At 69.2% G+C, this 18,873-nt stretch carries 21 protein-coding genes and 1 pseudogene; 10 read left to right on the top strand and 12 right to left on the bottom strand.

The window, feature by feature from the left end; genetic code table 11:
- The first annotated feature begins 5 nt into the window (after positions 1-5).
- Entirely contained in the window at positions 6-851 is an 846-nt protein-coding gene (locus tag AB0P21_RS28235; RefSeq protein ID WP_363700251.1) for a formyltransferase family protein, read from the top strand.
- 57 nt (positions 852-908) lie between these two features.
- On the top strand, positions 909-1,193 hold the full coding sequence (locus tag AB0P21_RS28230; protein WP_363700250.1) for an antibiotic biosynthesis monooxygenase: 285 nt from the start codon (positions 909-911) through the stop codon (positions 1,191-1,193).
- Positions 1,194-1,197: 4 nt separating this feature from the next.
- Here AB0P21_RS28230 and AB0P21_RS28225 read toward each other — a convergent pair whose 3' ends face one another.
- Both AB0P21_RS28225 and AB0P21_RS28220 read right to left on the bottom strand, forming a co-directional pair.
- Entirely contained in the window at positions 1,198-1,533 is a 336-nt protein-coding gene (locus AB0P21_RS28225; RefSeq protein WP_363701247.1) for a YciI family protein, read from the bottom strand.
- 78 nt (positions 1,534-1,611) lie between these two features.
- A complete protein-coding gene (locus AB0P21_RS28220; protein WP_363700249.1) occupies positions 1,612-2,253 on the bottom strand; it encodes a hypothetical protein in 642 nt (213 codons plus the stop codon).
- 128 nt (positions 2,254-2,381) lie between these two features.
- Between AB0P21_RS28220 and AB0P21_RS28215 the strand changes: the two genes are divergently transcribed.
- Positions 2,382-2,951, top strand: a complete 570-nt coding sequence (locus AB0P21_RS28215; protein ID WP_363700248.1) for a TIGR03086 family metal-binding protein — start codon at positions 2,382-2,384, stop codon at positions 2,949-2,951.
- On the opposite strand, the gene AB0P21_RS28210 is transcribed toward AB0P21_RS28215, so the two are convergent.
- Positions 2,952-4,229: a hypothetical protein gene (locus tag AB0P21_RS28210; RefSeq protein ID WP_363700247.1), complete on the bottom strand. Its 1,278-nt coding sequence runs from the start codon at positions 4,227-4,229 to the stop codon at positions 2,952-2,954.
- Positions 4,117-5,166 (bottom strand): glycosyltransferase, encoded by a 1,050-nt coding sequence (locus AB0P21_RS28205; protein ID WP_363700246.1) that lies wholly within the window; start codon positions 5,164-5,166, stop codon positions 4,117-4,119. The genes AB0P21_RS28210 and AB0P21_RS28205 overlap by 113 nt, the downstream gene beginning before the upstream one ends.
- Positions 5,167-5,282: 116 nt before the next feature.
- Between AB0P21_RS28205 and AB0P21_RS28200 the strand changes: the two genes are divergently transcribed.
- From AB0P21_RS28200 to aceB, 3 genes are read left to right on the top strand one after another with little or no spacing between them, the layout of a single operon-like run.
- Entirely contained in the window at positions 5,283-5,846 is a 564-nt protein-coding gene (locus tag AB0P21_RS28200) for a TetR/AcrR family transcriptional regulator (RefSeq protein WP_363700245.1), read from the top strand.
- The gene (locus tag AB0P21_RS28195; RefSeq protein WP_363700244.1) at positions 5,843-6,709 is read left to right on the top strand and encodes an LLM class F420-dependent oxidoreductase; all 867 of its coding nucleotides are present in this window, start codon (positions 5,843-5,845) and stop codon (positions 6,707-6,709) included. Before AB0P21_RS28200 ends, AB0P21_RS28195 begins: the two co-directional genes overlap by 4 nt.
- Before the next feature lie 10 nt (positions 6,710-6,719).
- On the top strand, positions 6,720-8,291 hold the full coding sequence (gene aceB, locus AB0P21_RS28190) for a malate synthase A (protein WP_363700243.1): 1,572 nt from the start codon (positions 6,720-6,722) through the stop codon (positions 8,289-8,291).
- Here aceB and AB0P21_RS28185 read toward each other — a convergent pair.
- A complete protein-coding gene (locus AB0P21_RS28185; protein WP_363700242.1) occupies positions 8,260-8,661 on the bottom strand; it encodes an SMR family transporter in 402 nt (133 codons plus the stop codon). The two genes, aceB and AB0P21_RS28185, sit on opposite strands and share 32 nt — an antisense overlap.
- Positions 8,662-8,697: 36 nt before the next feature.
- Positions 8,698-9,018 (bottom strand): SMR family transporter, encoded by a 321-nt coding sequence (locus AB0P21_RS28180; RefSeq protein WP_363700241.1) that lies wholly within the window; start codon positions 9,016-9,018, stop codon positions 8,698-8,700.
- A gap of 119 nt (positions 9,019-9,137) precedes the next feature.
- Here AB0P21_RS28180 and AB0P21_RS28175 point away from each other — a divergent pair, with 119 nt between their 5' ends.
- Entirely contained in the window at positions 9,138-9,575 is a 438-nt protein-coding gene (locus AB0P21_RS28175) for a MarR family transcriptional regulator (RefSeq protein WP_363700240.1), read from the top strand.
- A gap of 20 nt (positions 9,576-9,595) precedes the next feature.
- Here AB0P21_RS28175 and AB0P21_RS28170 read toward each other — a convergent pair whose 3' ends face one another.
- The 6 genes from AB0P21_RS28170 to AB0P21_RS28145 form a co-directional block, all read right to left on the bottom strand.
- Positions 9,596-10,498 carry a universal stress protein gene (locus AB0P21_RS28170; RefSeq protein WP_363700239.1) on the bottom strand — a complete coding sequence of 301 codons (903 nt, stop codon included), beginning with the start codon at positions 10,496-10,498 and terminating at the stop codon, positions 9,596-9,598.
- Entirely contained in the window at positions 10,495-11,949 is a 1,455-nt protein-coding gene (locus tag AB0P21_RS28165) for an amino acid permease (RefSeq protein ID WP_363700238.1), read from the bottom strand. The genes AB0P21_RS28170 and AB0P21_RS28165 overlap by 4 nt, the downstream gene beginning before the upstream one ends.
- A 72-nt stretch (positions 11,950-12,021) precedes the next feature.
- Positions 12,022-14,517, bottom strand: coding sequence for a VIT domain-containing protein (locus AB0P21_RS28160; RefSeq protein WP_363700237.1), 2,496 nt, complete (start codon positions 14,515-14,517; stop codon positions 12,022-12,024).
- Positions 14,514-15,284, bottom strand: a complete 771-nt coding sequence (locus AB0P21_RS28155; protein WP_363700236.1) for a MerR family transcriptional regulator — start codon at positions 15,282-15,284, stop codon at positions 14,514-14,516. The genes AB0P21_RS28160 and AB0P21_RS28155 overlap by 4 nt, the downstream gene beginning before the upstream one ends.
- A 53-nt stretch (positions 15,285-15,337) precedes the next feature.
- Entirely contained in the window at positions 15,338-16,138 is an 801-nt protein-coding gene (locus AB0P21_RS28150) for a serine protease (protein WP_363700235.1), read from the bottom strand.
- A 10-nt stretch (positions 16,139-16,148) separates the two neighbouring features.
- Positions 16,149-16,859 (bottom strand): DUF4386 domain-containing protein, encoded by a 711-nt coding sequence (locus AB0P21_RS28145; RefSeq protein ID WP_363700234.1) that lies wholly within the window; start codon positions 16,857-16,859, stop codon positions 16,149-16,151.
- Positions 16,860-16,950: 91 nt separating this feature from the next.
- On the opposite strand from AB0P21_RS28145, the gene AB0P21_RS28140 reads away from it, so the two are divergent.
- From AB0P21_RS28140 to AB0P21_RS28130, 3 genes and pseudogenes are all read left to right on the top strand, one after another.
- A complete protein-coding gene (locus AB0P21_RS28140; RefSeq protein ID WP_363700233.1) occupies positions 16,951-17,622 on the top strand; it encodes a TetR/AcrR family transcriptional regulator in 672 nt (223 codons plus the stop codon).
- Between the two features lie 203 nt (positions 17,623-17,825).
- Positions 17,826-18,521, top strand: a complete 696-nt coding sequence (locus AB0P21_RS28135) for a GAF and ANTAR domain-containing protein (protein WP_363700232.1) — start codon at positions 17,826-17,828, stop codon at positions 18,519-18,521.
- Between the two features lie 17 nt (positions 18,522-18,538).
- Positions 18,539-18,873: pseudogene (locus AB0P21_RS28130) on the top strand (glycogen debranching enzyme); the annotation flags it as partial.

Raw genomic sequence — 18,873 nt, 5'->3', positions numbered from 1 at the left:
GCCACATGCGGATCGTCACGATGAACGCGTTCTGGCCCGGTTACGCCAACATCGCCGGCTGGGCCGAGGAGCAGGGCCACGAGATCGTGCTGGTGGTGACCCCACCGGCCGGTGCCAGTGACCGGTACGACCCCGCCGCGAAGCCGTTCCTGCTGGAGCTGCCGCGAACGGCCGACGTGCTGGTCACCGGCAAGCTCCGGACCGTGGCCGCCGCCGCGATCGCGGCGCTGGAGCCCGATCTGGTGATCTCGGCCGCTTTCCCGCGGCTGATCCCGGCGGAGATCCTGAAGATCCCGACCTACGGCGCGGTGAACCTGCACCCGTCGCCGCTCCCGGCCGGCCGCGGGCCGAACCCGGTCCGGCTGGTCTACGAAGGCGCGACCACCGTCGGCGCGACACTGCACCGGACCGAGGCGGAGTTCGACACCGGCGCGATCCTCAGCCAACGCGAGCGGCCGCTGCCCGAGGAGCTGACCGGCCCGGCGATCTTCCAGGCCTGGCGCGAGATGCTGCGCGAAGTACTGGAAGAGGGCGCGGCACGAGCGTTCGCCGGCGAGCCGGGATCCCCACAGGACCCAGCCCTCGCCTCGGAAGCGCCGATGTTCACCCCGGCCGAGCAGGTACTCCGCCTGACCGACCCCGGCGCGGTCCTGGTTCGCAAGTCGGCGGCGCTGAACGTCATCGAGGCCAAGACCAAGGTGCTCGTGGCCGGCATCAAGCAGCCGATCAGCCGGATCGAGCTGATCTCGGCCGGCGAGGACTCGACCCAGCCCGGCGAGATCGTCACCTACCACACCGACGGCTGGACCGCCCGCTCCGGCGACGGCGTCGTCCGCCTCTTCAGGTCTTGAACGGCACTGGTAGTTTAGTCAATATCACTGACTATCAGGATCGATGACGGAGTTGAGATGAGTACGATCGAGCTGACCCGCTTCAAGGTTGCCGACGACAAGGAAGCCGAGCTGTTGGCGGCCCGGCCGGAGATGCTGGCCGACTTCGCCGCTGATCGCGCCGGGTTCGTCGCGGCGCAGTTGGTGCGGTTGCCGGGCGGTGAGTGGCTCGACATCGTCGAGTGGGAGACGCCGGAGGACTTCGCCGCCTCCCGGGAGAAGGGCGGCAATCTGCCCGGCATCGCCCGCTTCTTCGCTGCCATCGAGTCGCTGGTCAGCGCGGAGGAAGGGACTCTCGTCTAGGGGATCAGTCGGCGATCTCGAGGATCTCGATCTCGGTGCCGGGGTCCGCGTCGGCGAAGCGGAGGGCCCAGCCGACCGCCACGTCCTTGGACTCGACCCGGATGATCGAGACCCCGGCGACCAGTTCCTTGGTCTCGGCGAACGGGCCGTCGATCACGCGTGGCGCCCCACCCCCGGGGAACGTCACCCTGGCGCCGTGCGAGCTCGGCATCAGGCCTTCGGCGACGAGCAGGATGCCCGCCTGCCGCATCTCCTCCAGTACCGCGTCCGCTCGGGCCAGGATCTCCGGATCAGGAGCCTGCCCGGCCTCGAGTTTCTCGTTCGTCTTGTGCAGCAGCATGTAGCGCACCGGCTCCACCCTTTCGTCGTCCTGACCCTGAGGGTTCTGACGGTAGTGGGTGGAGCCGCTGTGCGCAGGTCACCCGGCCTGGTACGCCGAGGTGGTGGCGCGGGCCAGGACGTTGGTCAGCGCGGTCTTGTCCTGCACGGGACCGCCGACGGTCAGCTCGATCGCGGCGGAGCGGCCGTTGTAGCCACTCGGGTCCAGGAAGCGGGTGGCCACCCAGCGGGTGGTCTTCGCGGCGTCCGTGTAGGTGTAGACGATGGTGGAGTACGACTTGCCACCGGTCGTCGCGGTGGTGTTGACCACCCCGAGGACCTTCAGGTCGCGGGTGCCCTTGAGCGCCGCCTTCTTGTTGGCGATCGCCTTGGCGGTGGTCAGCTGCTGCGGTCCGTCGGCGACCCGGAGGAAGTCGGTGCCGACCGCGAACTTCGCGTCGTGCGCGCCCACCTTGGTGGCCTTCCAGCCCTTCGGCACCATCGCGCCGAAGTGGCAGTTCTTGGCGTTGAAGTAGCTGCCACCCTGGGTGCAGTCCCAGCGGCTGGCGACGAAGCTGAGGCTCGACGGCTGCAGCGCCGAAGCGTTGCTCGCGGCAACGGTCTTCGCGTCGGTGGTGCTTGCGTTACCGGGCAGCGCGCCCAGCAGCATCGCCCCGGCGGCGCCGAGCGCCGCAATCCCTGCGGTGACAGAGGAAACGGCCAGCTTGGTCTTCTTGTTCATGGTCCCCACCTTTAGGTTTCGCAGCACCCCCTTGGTCCTGCACACACTGAGACGGCGGCTCTCGCCAAAAGGTTGGCGCTGACGGAGACTATTCGAGCAGAACCGCAAAAGATGGTCGGGAGGACCTGATGGGTGAGATCGCGGATCGGTACCGGCGGCGGGCGGAGGCGTTCGAGCAGAAGGTTGCGGCGGTGCGGCCGGAGCAGTGGGCGAACCAGTCGCCCTGTGACAAGTGGACGGCGCGCGACGTCCTCGATCACATCGTGGCGATGCACGGCTACATGCTGATGCCGGTCGGGCAGACGGTGCCGGCGGAGGAAGACCCGCTCAAGGCGTTCCAGGCGGCGCGCGCGGCGGTGGAGGCGGTGCTGGCCGATCCGGCGCTGGTGGCACAGGAGGCAGACACGCCGGCCGGGCGGACCACGGTCGAGGGGCAGATCGACTCGGTGATCAGCGACGACCTGGTGCTGCACGGCTGGGACCTGGCCCGTGCGACCGGCCAGGACGAGACGATGGACCCGGTCGACGTCGAGCGGCTCTGGGCGGGCAACTCGGCGATCCCGCCCGAGGTGATCGAGATGTACCGGACCCCGGATGCCTTCGGGCTCGGGATCGAGGTGTTCGGCCCGGAGGTCGTCGTGCCGGAGGATGCTTCGCTGCAGGACAAGCTGCTCGGCTTCATCGGCCGGCAGCCTTAACTACACCGGCAGCCGCAGCGGGGCGTAGTACGTGGTGGGGTCGGAGGCCTGGGGGAGAGTGCTGAGGGCGGGGGCCAGTTCCTCCGGGCCGGCGACCAGGACGGAGTCGCCCCGAGCGATGGCCGGGGCCAGGTACTCATGCCCGGGAAGCTCCGCGACGGCCGTCCGGCAGCCCAGCACCATGCCTTCGAAGAGCGCGGTCGTGGAGACCCCCACCTGGTACGTCGCGGTCTTCAACACCGCCAACGTATTGCCTGCCGACAGCCGCACGCCTACCGGCACCACATAGTCCGTACTGCGCTCGCTCGGGTGCAGGTGGAACGCCACGTCCAGGTCCGGCCGCGCTGCCGCCAGTGCCGCGGCATAGCCGAGCAGAGTCGGCCCGGTCGTGCCCTGTGACAGGAAGACGACCAGTCGCGGATCCTTGGCCGTCAGCTCGGCAGACGTGAGCGGCGCGATGAAGGACGAGCCGACCACCGACGCCTTCATGCCCGCGGGCAGCTCGGCGACGTCGGTCCAGTAGGAGCCGAAGCACCACAGCTCGTCCGGCTGGTCCGCGACGTCTGGACGGCCGGGGTAGCTGTAGCCGAGGTGGTAGGGGCTGATCACCCCGTGCTGGAGCTCCACGACCCGGATGCCGAGGTCGCGGGCTGCTCCGACGAGGTGCTGGTGGAAGTACGCGACCACGACGTACACGGTCTTGATCCGGCGGCGTCGCAGCAGCGCCCGGTACACCGCCCGGAGTCGAGCGTGCTTCGGCACCTCCCGCCCGATGAGCGAGCCGATCGGCACTCTGACCCCGGTCGCCGCCTCCAGCGCCGCAGTGATCTCGGCGCAGCGAGCATGCACCTTGCGACTGCGGACAGCCCCGGCGGCCGAGGTGAAGAAGTCGAGGTTGTGGCTGTCGGGCAGCGGAGTGCCGTTGATGCCCGAGTCCAGGACCAGCGCCGAGCTGCCGAGCGCGGCGCGCAGCGAGTCGGTGTAGATCTCGACGCCGCCGGGCTTGCGCGGGTGCGGGATCACCAGCGAGTCGAACGAGCCGCGGGCCAGGAACGGGTTACGGGTGACCGTGCCGGCCAGGTGCTTGCCGACCAAACGTGCCTGGTCGGCGCGAGTACGGCGTACCGGGTGGGGGTCGCCGTGCAAGCCGCTGCGGCGGGTCAGCTCATGGAAGATGCGCATCCGGATGATCGGCCACGGCCGCACTTCGTCGATCTGCCAGGTCAGCAGGTCCAGCTCCCGCTCCACCGTCCAGACCGCTTCGCACAGCGTCCTCACCGTCAGGATGGTGCCGCTCCCGGTACTCGTCGTGATTGATCCCTACTATCCCCGCGAGGCTACCGATGCCGGAGAAGAACCGGCGGACCGCCTTCAGCTGGTAGGACTTCCGGAACAGCACCAGGCCGCCGAGGCCGAAGCCCAGCGCCGACACGATCCGGGCCAAAGAATAGGCCAGCACCAGCAGGTAGCCGCGCACCCCCGGCCGGATCAGCAGCCGGCTGATGGTGTCGCCGCTGCCGGAGCGGAAGGCGCGCCGGACCAGCCAGGACAGCGTCGTCCGGGAGGCCGGCACGTGCTCGTGGATCTGGGCTTCCTCGCACCAGACGATCTTGTAGCCGGCCCGGTGCACCCGCAGGAAGAAGTGCAGGTCGCTGGAGCCGGTGTAGCGGAAGGCGGGGTGGAAGCTGGGCGTCACCGAGTGGAAGACGTGCTGCGCGACCAGGGTGTTGTTGGTGTACGCCTTGTTCCGGAAGTCGCCGGTGGCGTGCCGCCCGGTCGAGTCGTGGACGTCGCTGTGCTGGTTCCAGGCCGGCGCGTCCGGCGGCAGGATGCCGCGAACCGGTCCGGTGACCACGTCGGCGCCGGTCGAGCGCCAGGCCCGCAGGATCGTGCACAGCCAGCCGGGCGGCGCCACCTCGTCGTCGTCCACGAAGATCAGCGCGTCGTCGTCCCAGGCCAGCAGCACCGACTTCTCCCGGGCGAACGGGATCCCGGGCTCCGGCTCCATCGCGGCCTCGATCGGGAACCGGGACTCCTTGGCGGCGCGCTGGATCACGTCGGTCGCGGTGCCGTCCTCGTCGTTGTCGACCACGATGATCCGGACGGCGAAATCCTCCTCGGCCGGAAGCTCCTGGGCCAGCAGGCTGTCGAGCAGCGCTTCGAGCAGAGCGGGCCGCCGAAAGGTGATGACGGCGATCGCGACCCTGGTGCTCATGGAGGCCGACAATATCTGTAAGCCGTGGTCAGGCGTCAGGTCGCCCGTGGGTCGGGCTCGGCCGGGAAACGCACTGTTAACGGGACGCTGTACCTATCGGTGGGTACAGTGGCGCGGTGGAGACGATCGAACGGTTGATCCGCAGTACCCAGGAATTGCTCTGGGAGCGGGGCTACGTCGGTACCAGTCCGAAGGCGATCCAGCGGGCCGCGGACGCCGGTCAGGGCAGCATGTACCACCACTTCACGGGCAAGGCCGAGCTGGCACGAGCGGCCATCGAGCGGTCCGGCGCCGAGCTGCGCGCGGCGGCCGAGGAGCAGTTCGCCGGCTCCGGCCCGGCGACCGACCGGATCGCCGGTTACCTGCGGCGCGACCGCGAGGTGCTCAAGGGCTGCCGGATGGGCCGGCTGACCGCCGACCCGGACGTGATGGCCGACCCGGTACTCCGTGCGCCGGTGGCCGAGGTCTTCGCCTGGATCCGCACCCGGCTCGCCGAGATCATTGCCGAAGGCAAGGAATCTGGCGAGTACCCGGCCGGCCTCGATCCGGACCGGACCGCCGCGACCATCGCGGCCGTCCTGCAGGGTGGTTACGTACTGGCCGCCGCGGCCGGCTCGGACGAGCCGTTCGAGCTGGCGGTCGAAGGCCTGGTCGATCTACTCGAGGGAGTCACAGCGTGAGAATCGGTGCCGTCTTCCCGCAACTCGAGATCGGTGCGGACCCGGGCGTCGTCCGGGACTGGACCAGGACCGTCGAGACCGCCGGCTACACCCACGCGCTCGCCTACGACCACGTGCTCGGCGCCGACCCGGCCAACCGGCCGGGTTGGCAGGGCTACACCGACCAGTCGCTGTTCCACGAGGTCTTCGTGCTCTTCGGCTTCATGGCCGCCATCACCACCACACTGGAGCTCGTCACCGGCGTGCTCGTGCTGCCGCAGCGGCAGACCGCGCTGGTCGCCAAACAGGCCGCCGAGGTCGACGTACTGAGTGGCGGCCGGCTGCGGCTGGGCGTGGGGATCGGCTGGAACGCGGTCGAGTACCAGGCGCTCGGCGTGCCGTTCGAGCAGCGCGGGGCGCGGCTGACCGAGCAGGTCGAGTTGTTGCGCAAGCTCTGGGCCGATCCGGTCATCTCGACCGAAGGCCGCTTCCACGAGGTGGTCGAGGCAGGGCTCAACCCGCTGCCGCCGCGGCGCAGCATCCCGATCTGGTTCGGCGGCGGCGCGGACGCCGTACTGCGTCGTACGGGGCGGATCGGGGATGGGTGGATGCCGCAGAGCCCGCCTGACGCGGCTGCTCGGGCGCAGCTCGACACGATTCGCGCTGCCGCAGTGGAGGCGGGACGCGATCCGGCCGAGATCGGGTTCGAGCCGCGGTTGTCGCTGGGCGCAGTACCGGAGAAGGAGTGGCGTTCGTACGTCGACGGGTGGCGGGAGCTGGGCGCCACCCATCTGTGCGTGAATACGATGAACATGGGGCTCGGGAAACCCGAGGAGCACGCCGCCGTACTGCGTGACGTCCTGCCGCTATTGCAAGACAGCTAAGGAGCTATTTGTGTCAGTCGAGGTCATTGGGCCGAAGCACGACCGGTACGACGAGATCCTGACCGAGCAGGCGCTGGAACTGATCGGGCTGCTGCACCGGGAGCTGAACCCGCGCCGGCTGGAGCTGCTGGAGCGGCGCAAGGCCCGGGTGGCCGAGATCGCCGCGGGTGGCTCACTCGGCTTCCTGGAGGAGACCAAGGCTGTGCGCGAGGACCCGGATTGGCGAGTCGCCGATCCGGCACCGGGGCTGGTCGACCGGCGGGTGGAAATCACCGGGCCGACCGATCGGAAGATGACGATCAACGCTCTCAACTCCGGCGCCAAGGTGTGGCTGGCCGACCAGGAGGACGCGAACACGCCGACCTGGGAGAACGTGGTCGGCGGGCAGCTCAACCTGCTCGACGCGGTCACTCGCCGGATCGACTTCACCAGCGAGGCGGGCAAGTCGTACGCGCTGAAGCCGGACGCGGAGCTGGCGACCATCGTGGTCCGGCCGCGCGGCTGGCACCTGCCGGAGAAGCACCTGCTGGTCGACGGTGAGCGTACGTCGGGCTCGCTGGTCGACTTCGCGCTCTACCTGGTCGCCTGTGGACAACTCCAGCTCGACCGCGGGCAGGGGCCGTACTTCTACCTGCCCAAGATGGAGTCGCATCTCGAGGCGCGGCTGTGGAACGACGCGTTCGTACTGGCCCAGGACTTCCTCGGGCTGCCGCGCGGCACGATCCGGGCGACCGTGCTGATCGAGACCTACCCGGCCGCCTTCGAGATGGAGGAGATCCTCTACGAGCTGCGCGAGCACTCGGCCGGGCTGAACGCGGGCCGCTGGGACTTCATGTTCAGCGTGATCAAGACCTACCGGACCCGGGGCGCCGACTTCCAGCTGCCCGACCGGAACTCGGTCACCATGACGGTGCCGTTCATGCGCGCCTACACCGAGCTGCTGGTCCGGACCTGCCACAAGCGCGGCGCGCACGCGATCGGCGGGATGGCAGCGTTCATCCCGAGCAAGGACCCGGCGGTCAACGAGCAGGCGTTCGCGAAGGTCGAGGCGGACAAGACCCGCGAGGCCGGCGACGGCTTCGACGGCTCGTGGGTCGCGCACCCCGGCATGGTCGAGACGTGCAAGGCCGTCTTCAGCTCGGTCCTCGGCGACCGCTCGAACCAGCTCGACGTACTGCGTCCCGAGGTCGAGGTGACCGCCGAGCAGCTGCTCGACGTGGCCGCCACTCCGGGGGAGGTGACCGAGGCCGGACTGCGCAACAACATCAGCGTCGCGGTCCAGTACCTCGCCGCCTGGCTCGAGGGAACTGGTGCGGTCGGCATCTTCAACCTGATGGAGGACGCCGCCACCGCCGAGATCTCCCGCTCGCAGATCTGGCAGTGGCGGCACAACAACGTCGTCCTCGACACCGGCGCGGTGGTGACCACCGAGCTGGTGACCGGCCTGGCCGACGAGGAGATCGCGAAGCTCGACGGCGACCCGGCCGGCTATGCGACCGCTCGTGAGACCTTCCTCGCGGTGGCGCTGGCCGACGAGTACATCGACTTCCTCACGCTGCCTGCGTACGAGAGCTTCGAGTAGCAGTTGCGGCTGCGGGCCGCCTGGCGTTGTCCAGGCGGTCGGCGAGCTTGAGCCAGATGACGCCGGCGATGATCAGGCCGAGCCACAGGGACTGGACCAGCGTGAGGCGCTCGTCGAAGAAGACCGGGCCGAGGGCCGCTGCTCCGGCCGCGCCGATACCGGCCCAGACGGCGTAGCCGATGCTGACCTCGATGGTGCGGAGCGCGGCGCTCAGCGCCCAGAGCGTGAGTAGGAAGAACACGACGGCGACCAGCGACCAGGTCAGCCGGGTGAAGCCGTGGCTTCCGCCGACCGAGAGTGCGTAGCCGATCTCGAAAACGCCGGCCAGCAGGAGCATCAGCCAGGAGCGCGCGGCGGTGGGGTTGGACATCTGGGGTTCCTTCCGGTGAGGTCTGGTGGGCAGGGGTCAGGCCGCGCCGCTGAGCTGGAGGCCGACGACGCCGGCGATGATCGCCGCGATGCCCAGCCCCTTGCGCCAGCTGAGCCGCTGGCCGAACAGCAGCGCGCCGAGCAGCGTGATGCCGATCCCGGAGACCGAGGTCCACAGGGCGTAGCCGACGCCGACGTCGAAGGTGAGCAGCGCCCGGCTAAGGAAGTAGGTGCCGAAGGCGCCGCTGACCAGCGTCACGATCGTCCAGTTGCGGTGGGAGAAGCCTTCGGCCTTGCCGGCCGCGATGGCGACGACGATCTCGAAGACGACGGCGATGCCTAGGTAGAGCCACTGCATGTGGGGTGTCCTCTCGAGTTAGTAGTTGCATGTACATGCAAGCACTTCACCGGAGCATACGCTATCGGGTGCGGGGGATGAACCATCGAGATCTTGTCTGTGCATGTACTCTGAGGTTCATGAGTACTTCGCTGCGCGCGTCCGACAGCAGTGCGTGGGACCGGGTCCTGATGCTGCACGCGCGGGTGGAGCGCGACCTGACGCTGGCGTTGCAGAGTCAGCACGGGATCGGGCTGTCGGAGTACCGGTCGCTGGAGCACCTCGCGCACTCCGAGAGCAGTGAGCTGCGGATGCAGGACCTCGCCGACAAGGTAGGGCTGGGACAGTCGTCGATCACCCGGCTGGTCGGGCGGTTGGAGACGGCCGGGTTCGCCTTCAAGGATCTGTGCCCGTCGGACAAGCGTGGGGTCTACGCGGTCATCACGGATCAAGGGCGGGAGCGGTATCAGTCAGCGCGCGCGACCTATGCGGAGGTGCTGTCCTCCGCGCTGAACGTCTTCGCCGCGGATCCTGAGCTGGGCGCCACGGTCCAGGCGCTGCGGATCCCGCAGAGCTAGTCGGTTCAGGTGAAGCAGAGCTAGTCGGTCCAGGTGTAGGAGCCGGACGGGACGACGAGGGTCGGCACCGGGGTGTGCCGGAGGATCTTCGTCGCGGTCGAGCCGAGGAAGACGCGGGCCAGCGGGCCGAGCCGGCTGGAACCGAGTACCAGTACGTCGTCCGCGGTCCAGGGGATCGCCGTCAGCGCGCCTTCCCAGCCGCGGCCGCGGGCCACGACCGTCTCGACGTCGGTGACGCCGCGGTTCTTGCAGAACTCCTCGGCGTCCTCATGCAGCTCGACCGCCTGCTCGGCCCACTGCGCGGCGACCATGTCCTCGGCGTCGAGGCCGACCTCGGGCGGATACATGGTGTTCGCGCGCGGCACGAAGGTGGCGACTCGCAGATGCCCGTCGTAGCGCTTGACCAGGGCGCAGGCCGCGGCCAGTGCTTCGCGGGACCGATCGGTGCCGGCGTACGCGCAGGTCAGCGAGCCGAAGGTGGCGAGCGGATCGCCGCCGTAGCCCTGGGGCGCGAGCAGGATCGGGACCGGGGACGAGTGCAGGAGTCGCGAGCTGACGCTGCCGACCAGCAGCGAGCCTTCGGTGGCGGCGCGGGCTGAACCCAGTACCAGTAGGTCGACGTCTGATTCGCCTGCCACCCGTACCAGGCCGTCGGCGACCGAGTGCGAGGCGATCCGGCGGAACTCCAGGCCTTCGGGATCGTCGTGGGACAACGCGTCCACCGCGTTGCGGCGGGCTTCGTCGGCGACCGAGTCGAGCCATTGGCGGTACTCGAGATCGATCCGCTCGGTGCCTGGTTCGGAGGCGGGCGGCAGGACGGCGACGACGACCAGCTCGGCTCCCGTCGTACGGCGTAGGGTCGCGCCGAGTTCGAGCGCCTCGGGGGTGTCGTCACCGCCGCGGTAGGCGACTACGGCCTTCACTGCTCACCCTCCTCGCTGCGATCGGCCAGGATCGAGTGCTTGTGGCTGTAGAGGAAGTAGACGGCCAGCGCGAGGATCAGCCAGAGGCCGACCGAGATCCAGGTGACGGCCGCGATCGTGCTCGCGGCGTACGCGCAGGACAGGATCGACAGGATCGGGATCACCGGGCCGAACGGCAACCGGAAGCCGCGCTCCAGGTCGGGCCGGGTCCGGCGCAGGATGATCACCGTCGCGGAGACCACCATGAACGCGGCCAGGGTGCCGATGCTGACCAGGTCGAACAGTTTGTCGATCGGCACCACGGCGGCCAGGATCGCGATGAAGGCGCTGGTGAAGAGCACGTTCTTGTTCGGCGAGAGGGTGTTGCGGTTCACCTCCTTGAACAGCGGCGGCAGCATGCCGTCGCGGCCCATCGCGAACAGGATCCGGGTCTGGCCGTAGACGGTGATCAGGGTGACCGAGAAGATCGAGACCACCGCGCCGGCGGCGATGATGATGCCGGGCAGCGAGACCCCGGTGACGTCGTTCAGGATCGCTTCCAGACCGGCGTCCTGGCCCTCGAACTTCGAGGTCTCCTGGGCACCGACGGCGGCGAAGGCGACCAGCAGGTAGAAGACCGTCACGATCAGGACCGCGCCGAAGACGGCTCGCGGGATGGTCCGGCCGGGATCCTTGACTTCCTCACCCGCGGTCGAGACGGCGTCGATGCCGAGGAAGGTGAAGAAGATCGCCGGGATGGCGGCGGAGATGCCGCTGATCCCCTCGGGCGCGAACGGCTGCAGGTTGCCGGACTTGAAGCCGGTCAGCGCGAGCACCACGAACAACCCGAGGACGCAGAGCTTGATGACGACCATGATCGCGTTCGCGCGGGCCGACTCCTTGGCGCCGCGGAGCAGCAGCAGGCAGCACATGCCGACCAGCACGACGGCCGGCAGGTTGATGATGCCGGGGCCCTCGGCAAGCAGTCCGGAGCTCAGCGACTCGGGGATGGTGACGCCGAAGACGTCGTCCAGCAAGGCGTTGAAGTACTCCGCCCAGCCGACCGACGTGGCGGCGCCGGCGACGCCGTACTCGAGGATCAGGCACCAGCCGACGATGTACGCCGGCAACTCGCCGAGCGAGGCGAACGAGTACGAGTAGGCGGAGCCGGAGACCGGGATGGTCGAGGCGACCTCGGCGTAGCACAGCGCGGTCAGCGCGGCGATCACACCGACCAGCAGGAAGGTGACCATCACCGCCGGGCCGGCCTTGGGCACCGTCACCGCGAGGACGAAGAAGATCCCGGTGCCGATGGTGGCGCCGACGCCGAACATCATCAGCTGGAAGGTGCCCATCGTCCGCTGCAGATGCGCGGATCCGTGATCGCCGCGACTGGCGGCGAGCATGTCGTCGATGTTCTTCTTGCGCAACAGCGGATGGGACGCTGACGGCGGGCGAGTGGTTCGGCTCATGCTGACCTCCGACCGGATCGATCGGGTCAGCGTGACAGGGCTCGCCCGCCGTTGTACAGCCCTAACTGCTGATCACGACTTTTTCCAGAACGGTCGCTTCGGTGCCGCGGCAGCGGGGCTCGCGCCCGCCCCGAGCGCGGGATCGGCGGCGCCGCCGGCCGACTGGCCGGCGAACTCGTCGAGGACTCGCAGGGCTTGTGCCCAGAGCTCGTCGAGTTGCGACTCGGGGACTGCGATCGGGTTTTCGAGTGCTGCCAATGCGGTGACGAGCTCCCGGACCGGCTCGGCGCCCGACCCGAGGTTGCGGAGCAGCGCGTCGAGACGGCTGGCCAGGTCGGACAGGATCATCCGCCGCTGCAGAGCTGTCGGCGTACCGGCGTCGCGGAGCAGCCGTGCCTCGGCGGCAGCCTGCAGACGAGCGTCGGCCAGGTGATCGGGGCCGGACTGCAACTCCTCCGTGAACCCACCCGCGACGCCACTCGGTGCAAACCCAAGGCTTAACCCCTTCGCGTTGGCGGCTCGACGCCCCCCGGACATCCGGCGCGAGGCGACCGCCCCGAAGCCGCCACCGACCGGACCACCGGCGAGCGGGAAGCCCGCGGGAGCGGCAGCAAGCCCGCCCGCGGGGGCGGCAGCGGCAGGCGCACCGGCGGCGAAGGCTACCGGCATGGCAAGCGCCGCTTGGTCCCAGCCGGCCGGCAGCTCGACCGGCTGAGTGACTCGATGCCCAGGGCCACCATCGGCGACGACTCGGGAGTCGACGGCAACAAGTGCGGTGAAGCGGCAGAGCACGTGGTGCCGCAACGACACCGCGACGATCTGCTGCTCCAACTCCTGCAGGTCGCCGTGCGAACTGGAGTAGCGGTCCTCGAGATCACGCAAGTGGCCGCGCGCCCAGACAGCACCTGCCGACGCGCTCTCCGTCTGGACAGCCGGTACGTCGACCTGCCACTCCTCGCCCGACGCGGTGATGCCACGCAGGTGGGCGGTGGCGTTGTCGGCCGCGCCGCGGTATCGGCCACGCAGTACGAGGGGAACGCCGGCGAAGGCGTTCGGCGTACGGGCCGGGCTGATCGAGTCGGTCTGCAGAGTCAGTCCGTCGACAGACAGCGCGACGCCGGTGAGCAGCGGCGTACCGATCCGGAGGTGGATGCGGTCCAGGGCCTCGTCGAGGCGGTCTTCGCTCTCGACCAGTTCGCAGCGGCCGCCGCCGAGACCGGCCAGCCGGCTGAGGAAGCCCGTGTTGACCGCCTGGTCGATGCCGACCGTGTGAATCCGTACGCCGGCCAGCGGGGTGTTCAGCTCGGAGAGGAGTTGGTCCTCGTTGCCGACCTGGCCGTCGGTCACCAGGATCAGGACTCGATCGCGCTCGCTGTCACCACTCAGCAGGGTGGCTGCTTCGCGCAGCGGTGCGAGCATCTCGGTGCCGCCGCGGGCCTCCAGGCCGGCGAGATGCTCGACCGCGCGGAAGCGATGCCGGTCGGTGGCGTCGGAGAGGCCTTCGGGCAGGCCGGCCGGGCGCTCGATGACGGTGTCGAAGCTGAGCACGGCGAAGCGATCGGCCGCGGTGAGAGTGTCGACGATGCGCGCGGCTGCTCGGCGGGCCGCGACCATTTTCCAGCCGCCCATGCTGCCGGAGCGATCCAGCACCAGTACGACGTCACGAGGGCGCGGCGAGGTGGTTGCCACTGGCGGCAGGACGGTGAACTCGAAGGTGCCCTCGCCGTCAGCGTCGTTGTCGGGGGCAACGGTGAAGGCGGTGGCGGTCGCCTCGGCCTCGCCGTACGCGAGTCTGAGGATGAAGTCGCGGTCCACCCGCTCACCGGGGTTGATCGCGACGCTGGTGACGCGGTCGCCTTGCTCCGTGCCGATCGCGTGCAGGCTGGAGCGGATCCCGTGCAGGGGCAGGCCGGACGGGTCGATGTCGGCGGTGATGCTCAGCTGGACGGGGTTGGGGAAGCCGGGGAGCAGGATCGGCGGCGTGATGCGGGAGGCGTCCGGTACTGCGTTCGTGTCCGGTACGACGCCGTCGCCGACGCTGGGGCCGTCGAGTGGAGCGCCGGGAATGTAGCGCGGGGCAACCACCAACGGCAGCCGGTACGTCGCTTCGCCGTCCTCGTAGGGGAGGGGCGCGACCAGGGTGAGCTGCACTGTCACGCGCTCGCCCGGGACGATGTTGCCGACGCGCAGAGTGAAGACGTCGGGGCGCTCCTCCTCGGCGATGGAGGCGCGCTGGCCTGCCGCGATGGCGGTGTCGTAGGTCTCGCGAGCTTGGGCGCGCTCTTGGAGCTCTGCCTCGACGGTCCGGCCGTCGGCGGTCAGCCGGAGCGTGGTGACGGCGGCGCGGGGTGGGAGCGGGAAGATATAGGTCGCTTCGAGCGGGACGTCGTACGGGTTGCGGAAGTCCTGGGTGAGCACGGTGCCGGCGGTCAGGCCAGTGATGGTGGCGTGCGCGTCGATGCGCTCCAGCGGGAGGTTGCCGCGCTCGGTGCTGAGCGTGCCGAGACCGGCGTCGTCGGTGCTCGCGTCGCGTCGGTCGTCGGGGTGGAGGGTGGGAAGAATGGTCATGTCTCGTCTCCTGACGATCGGTTGAGCAGGCCTTGCTTGGTCAGCTCCGCCAGCAGCGGGGCGGCGGCGGCCGCTAGGCGGGCGGGGTCGGCGATGGGGCCGGGGTGGTCGAGCACGACGGTGATGCCGTCGGCTAGGCGGACGGCTGTGACCACTGCAAGCTGATCCGCTGTTGGTGTTGGGGCGGGGTCGGCTGCTGGTGGTTGTTGGGGGTGGTCGGCCCAGAAGCGGGGGCGGGACGGCGGAGGCGGCTTGACGTGGCTGCCGGGTGCGGGATCGCCTGGGCTGCCGGGGGCGGGGGTGGCGGCGCTGGGGTTGGCAGCTGCGGCGGCAGTGGTGGCGGCAGTGGCGGTGCTGGAGGTGCCTGAGGCGGCGGGGCTGGGTGCAGCGGCGCTGGGGATGCCTGCGGCGGAGGGGCTGGGTGGGGCGGTGTCGCCTGCGGGCCCGCCTGCAGCGGTGGGTGGGAGGGCGGCGATGGGGTGGAGGGTTTCGTTGGTGGCGCCGGTCAGTTCGGTTTGGATCTCGGCGAGGGTGTGGCCTTCGGACTGGCGGCGTTTGATGGCTACCAGTTGCAGGAGGTGGCGTTGGCTGTAGAACGCCGTGCGGCCGCGCATCTCGGTCGGCCGGTCGATCAGGCCGATGGTCGTGTACCAGCGGATCGCGCGCTGGTCCGGAACGGCGCGCACCCGGCCGTTGACCTGGCCCGGGTAGTCGGCCAGTGCCGCGCCTACCCGGTCCGTCAGCTCACCAAGCGTCCACAGTTCCATGCTTGGATCATGACACTGTCATATGACAGTGTCAACGTCAGTGACAGTAAGAACTACCGAGCGATCTCCGCCTGCAGCGCCTTCCCGGCGGAAGCGACCTGCGCGTAGACCCCGGGATAACCGCTCTCGGCGCAGCCCTTGCCCCACGAGACAGTGCCGAGGAGTCGGCCGTTGAGGACGAGCGGGCCGCCCGAGTCGCCCTGGCAGGCATCGCGGCCGCCGTCGACGTACCCGGCGCAGACGTTGGTGGCAGCGGAGTACCCGTTGGTCTTGTACTCCTCGTTGGCCAGGCAGGTGGCATCCCCGAGATCCGGTACGGCGAGCTTCGACAACGTGTCGGCGGGACCCGTGTCCTGCGTGTCGCCCCAGCCGTAGACCGTCGGCACCACACCCTTCCGGTCAGCCTTCGGGTCGAGCTCCAACGGCAGCAGCGGTACGCCGTTGAGCGGCCTGCTGAGCGTCAGTACGGCGAAGTCGTAGCGGTTCTCGGTCTTGTTGTAGCCGGGGTGGATCCAGATCGACCTGATCCCGGAGGCGCGGCCGACCGAGGTGTCGGTCAGGTCCGGCCGGCCCTGGATCGCGAGAAAGGTATTGGCCGGCTTGATGATGCAGTGCGCGGCGGTGATGATCTTGTTCGCCCTGACCAGCGCGGCGCCGCACCAGCGGCCGGTCGAGCGCGCGGACTCGGTGTTCGTCAACGCGATCGCCCACGGCGCTTCCGTCGTACTGGACAGCGTCCCGCCGACGATCAGCTTGTGGTCCTGACCCTCCGTCGATGCCGTCATGGAGGCGGTCGCGGCGCCGGCGGTCGCGAGTAGTAGAGCTCCGGCAATAACTGCAGCGCGCTTAAGCATGCGGGTGAACCTACTCCACGTGCTCACTCAATTGCGTAACGTCACCGGTACGCCGCCAAACAGTCACCCCGATCGCGACCGTCCACAGGCCCCACGCCGTACTGCCGATCAGCCCGCCCAGGTCCCAGACCGGGAAGTCCGGGATCGCCGTCGCCAGCACATCGCCCTGGTTGGTGAGATACAGCGCGCTCGCCACCAGCCCCGCGATCGCCACCCACCGATGCTCGCGCAGCAACGCGACGCAAACCCCAACGCTCCAAGCGATTCCGAGCAACTGCCCGAGATGCTCCCCGAGCAACGCCCCACCGAACTGATGCTGTGCAGTCCAAGCAGCCCGTACTGCGGCGCGCGTCGTCTCGTCCCCTTCGGCATAGGCGCGGGCGAGCGGCGGAACCACGAAAACCCAGCGCAGGAAGCCGATCAGCGACAGCAGCACCGACGCTGCGCCGAGCCAGGTGGCGGTTCGTAGTACGGGGTCGTGGCGGCGATTGAGCACATGCGGAAGCAGCAGGATCGGTATGGCGAGCAACGCATAGGTCCAGGCGACCGCGAACCAGGTCCAGATCAGGCTGGTGCCGCCCGCGGTGAAGGCCGGCAGGACCACGTCGGCCGGCTCCCGCAGGATGTCGGGCCACTCGAAGGTCGACGAGAGCACACTCGCGGCCACCCCGAAGGCGATCGCGGCGAGAACGAACAACGCACCGGTGATGCGGCGGATCATGGCGTCTCCTCAGAAATTGTACGGCGTACAGAATTTGTACAGTGTCCAAATAATGTACACTGTCCAGAGATACGTCAAGAGGAGATTCTGGATGACACCGGCAGGACGGGGACGGCCCGGACCACGGCGGGCGCTGACCGAGGACGAGATCCTCGACGCGGCGCTCGCTCTGCTCGACGAGGCCGGACCGGCGGGTGCCTCGATCCGGGGCATCGCCGCGAAGGTCGGCGTGGCGCCGAACGCGGTCTACACCTACTTCCCGGACAAGGCGGCGGTGGTCCGGGCGCTGGTCGAGAAGCTGCTCGGCGACGCCGACCACGGCGTCTTCGCCGACCGCGACCGGCCCTGGCGGGAGCGGATCGAGGCGTTGGCGATCGACCTGCGCGAGCGGCTGGTGGCGCATCCCGGCGCGGCCGCGCTGTTGATGAGCGGGCCGATGGACGGGCCGCGGGCGACCGCGATCGGCGAGCAGTTGCAGGAGCTGCTGATCGGGGCCGGGCTGGCGCCGACGGCGGCCGCGCGGTCGACGTACCTGCTGATCGTCTACGTCCTGGGCTCGATCGCCCTCGAGGTGGCCGACGAGTCGGAGCCCGGGCCGCTGCCGTCCGAGGCGGCCCGGATCGACAGCCGCCGACGGGTCTTCGAACAGATCCCAGCCGAGGTTTTCCCTCGCTCCGCCGCCGCGGCGCGGACGATGGCGACCTACGTCTCGACCGACCAGTACCTGTGGGGCCTGCGCCGGATCCTGGACGGAATCAGTTGACCGGCCGGATCCTGCTTAGGACCGGCAGCTAAGGGCACAGGACCGCTACGAGAGTGCAGGAACTCGAGGTCCCGCAGTCTCCAGGCCCCGGCGTTGAGGAAAGCAGCGCCGGGGTCGACCCTTGTCCAGCCGGTTATGACGCACACTGGGGTAAGACGCGCCGAAGTCCCGGGGGAATCGGCTTTTTTGCTCGAGGGGCTGACATGACTGAACTGCATCTGGAGATCGCCGACGCGATGGCCGAGGTGGCCGCATCGCTGAGCAACCCGATGGATCTGGACGAGACCCTGGCGGTGATCACCCGGGTGACCGCGGAGACCATCCCGGGCATCGTCGAGGCGAGTATCTCGATCACCACCAAGGAAGGCCGGATCGAGACACTGGCGCCGACCGGCCCGACCGTCACCAGGGCGGACCACCTGCAGTACGAGCTGGGCGAGGGCCCGTGCCTGGACGCCGCGATCGAGGAGCCGGTCGTCGCCGTCAACGACCTGGCCGCCGATCCGCGCTGGCCGGACTTCGGCCCGAAGGCGGCGGCGCTCGGCTTCGGCTCGCAGGTCGCCTTCCAGTTCCGGGCCGTGCCGCACGTCCGCGGCGCGCTCAACCTGTACGCCCGGGAGCCGAACGCGATCGACCAGGACGCGATCCAGCTGGGCAGCATGTTCGCCGGCCAGGTGGCGGTGGCGATGGGCTGGGCCCGGCAGGACCAGACGCTGACCGAGGCGCTGGCCACCCGGAACGTGATCGGCCAGGCGGTCGGCATCGTGATGGAGCGCTACCAGCTCGACTCCGACCGGGCGTTCGGTTTCCTCACCAGGCTGTCCCAGACAAGTAACACAAAGTTAAATCTGGTCGCCACTGCACTGGTTCGGCAGACCAATGAGCAATCGCGGCAGTGAGTGGCTACTGTCATCGAGTGCAGAAATGGCCTGGTCGTCCCTATCCCCTCGGAGCCACGTACGACGGCTCCGGTACGAACTTCGCGCTGTTCTCGGAGGTTGCTCAACAAGTTGACCTGGCTCTCATCAATGACGACGGATCGGAGCAGCTGGTCCAGCTGACCGAGGTCGACGGATTCGTCTGGCACGCGTATCTGCCGGCGGTCCAGCCCGGCCAGCGTTACGGCTACCGCGTGCACGGCCCGTACGAGCCCGCCAACGGGCACCGGTGCAACCCGTCGAAGCTGTTGCTGGACCCGTACGCGAAGGCCATCGACGGGCAGGTGGACGCCGACGAGTCGCTGTTCAGCTA

The sequence above is a fragment of the Kribbella sp. NPDC056861 genome (assembly GCF_040687575.1).
GTDB lineage: Bacteria > Actinomycetota > Actinomycetes > Propionibacteriales > Kribbellaceae > Kribbella.
This window is presented reverse-complemented; position numbering and strand designations above follow the sequence as displayed.

Excerpts from the sequence above, each read along its gene's own strand:
- AB0P21_RS28140 (WP_363700233.1), top strand. The coding sequence starts at position 16,951 with ATGACACCGGCAGGACGGGGACGGCCCGGACCACGGCGGGCGCTGACC.
- AB0P21_RS28150 (WP_363700235.1), bottom strand. The coding sequence starts at position 16,138 with ATGCTTAAGCGCGCTGCAGTTATTGCCGGAGCTCTACTACTCGCGACC.
- AB0P21_RS28235 (WP_363700251.1), top strand. The coding sequence starts at position 6 with ATGCGGATCGTCACGATGAACGCGTTCTGGCCCGGTTACGCCAACATC.
- AB0P21_RS28155 (WP_363700236.1), bottom strand. The coding sequence starts at position 15,284 with ATGGAACTGTGGACGCTTGGTGAGCTGACGGACCGGGTAGGCGCGGCA.
- AB0P21_RS28185 (WP_363700242.1), bottom strand. The coding sequence starts at position 8,661 with ATGTCCAACCCCACCGCCGCGCGCTCCTGGCTGATGCTCCTGCTGGCC.
- AB0P21_RS28160 (WP_363700237.1), bottom strand. The coding sequence starts at position 14,517 with ATGACCATTCTTCCCACCCTCCACCCCGACGACCGACGCGACGCGAGC.
- AB0P21_RS28230 (WP_363700250.1), top strand. The coding sequence starts at position 909 with ATGAGTACGATCGAGCTGACCCGCTTCAAGGTTGCCGACGACAAGGAA.
- AB0P21_RS28180 (WP_363700241.1), bottom strand. The coding sequence starts at position 9,018 with ATGCAGTGGCTCTACCTAGGCATCGCCGTCGTCTTCGAGATCGTCGTC.
- AB0P21_RS28145 (WP_363700234.1), bottom strand. The coding sequence starts at position 16,859 with ATGATCCGCCGCATCACCGGTGCGTTGTTCGTTCTCGCCGCGATCGCC.
- AB0P21_RS28205 (WP_363700246.1), bottom strand. The coding sequence starts at position 5,166 with ATGAGCACCAGGGTCGCGATCGCCGTCATCACCTTTCGGCGGCCCGCT.
- AB0P21_RS28165 (WP_363700238.1), bottom strand. The coding sequence starts at position 11,949 with ATGAGCCGAACCACTCGCCCGCCGTCAGCGTCCCATCCGCTGTTGCGC.
- AB0P21_RS28135 (WP_363700232.1), top strand. The coding sequence starts at position 17,826 with ATGACTGAACTGCATCTGGAGATCGCCGACGCGATGGCCGAGGTGGCC.
- AB0P21_RS28220 (WP_363700249.1), bottom strand. The coding sequence starts at position 2,253 with ATGAACAAGAAGACCAAGCTGGCCGTTTCCTCTGTCACCGCAGGGATT.
- AB0P21_RS28175 (WP_363700240.1), top strand. The coding sequence starts at position 9,138 with ATGAGTACTTCGCTGCGCGCGTCCGACAGCAGTGCGTGGGACCGGGTC.
- AB0P21_RS28225 (WP_363701247.1), bottom strand. The coding sequence starts at position 1,533 with ATGCTGCTGCACAAGACGAACGAGAAACTCGAGGCCGGGCAGGCTCCT.
- AB0P21_RS28215 (WP_363700248.1), top strand. The coding sequence starts at position 2,382 with ATGGGTGAGATCGCGGATCGGTACCGGCGGCGGGCGGAGGCGTTCGAG.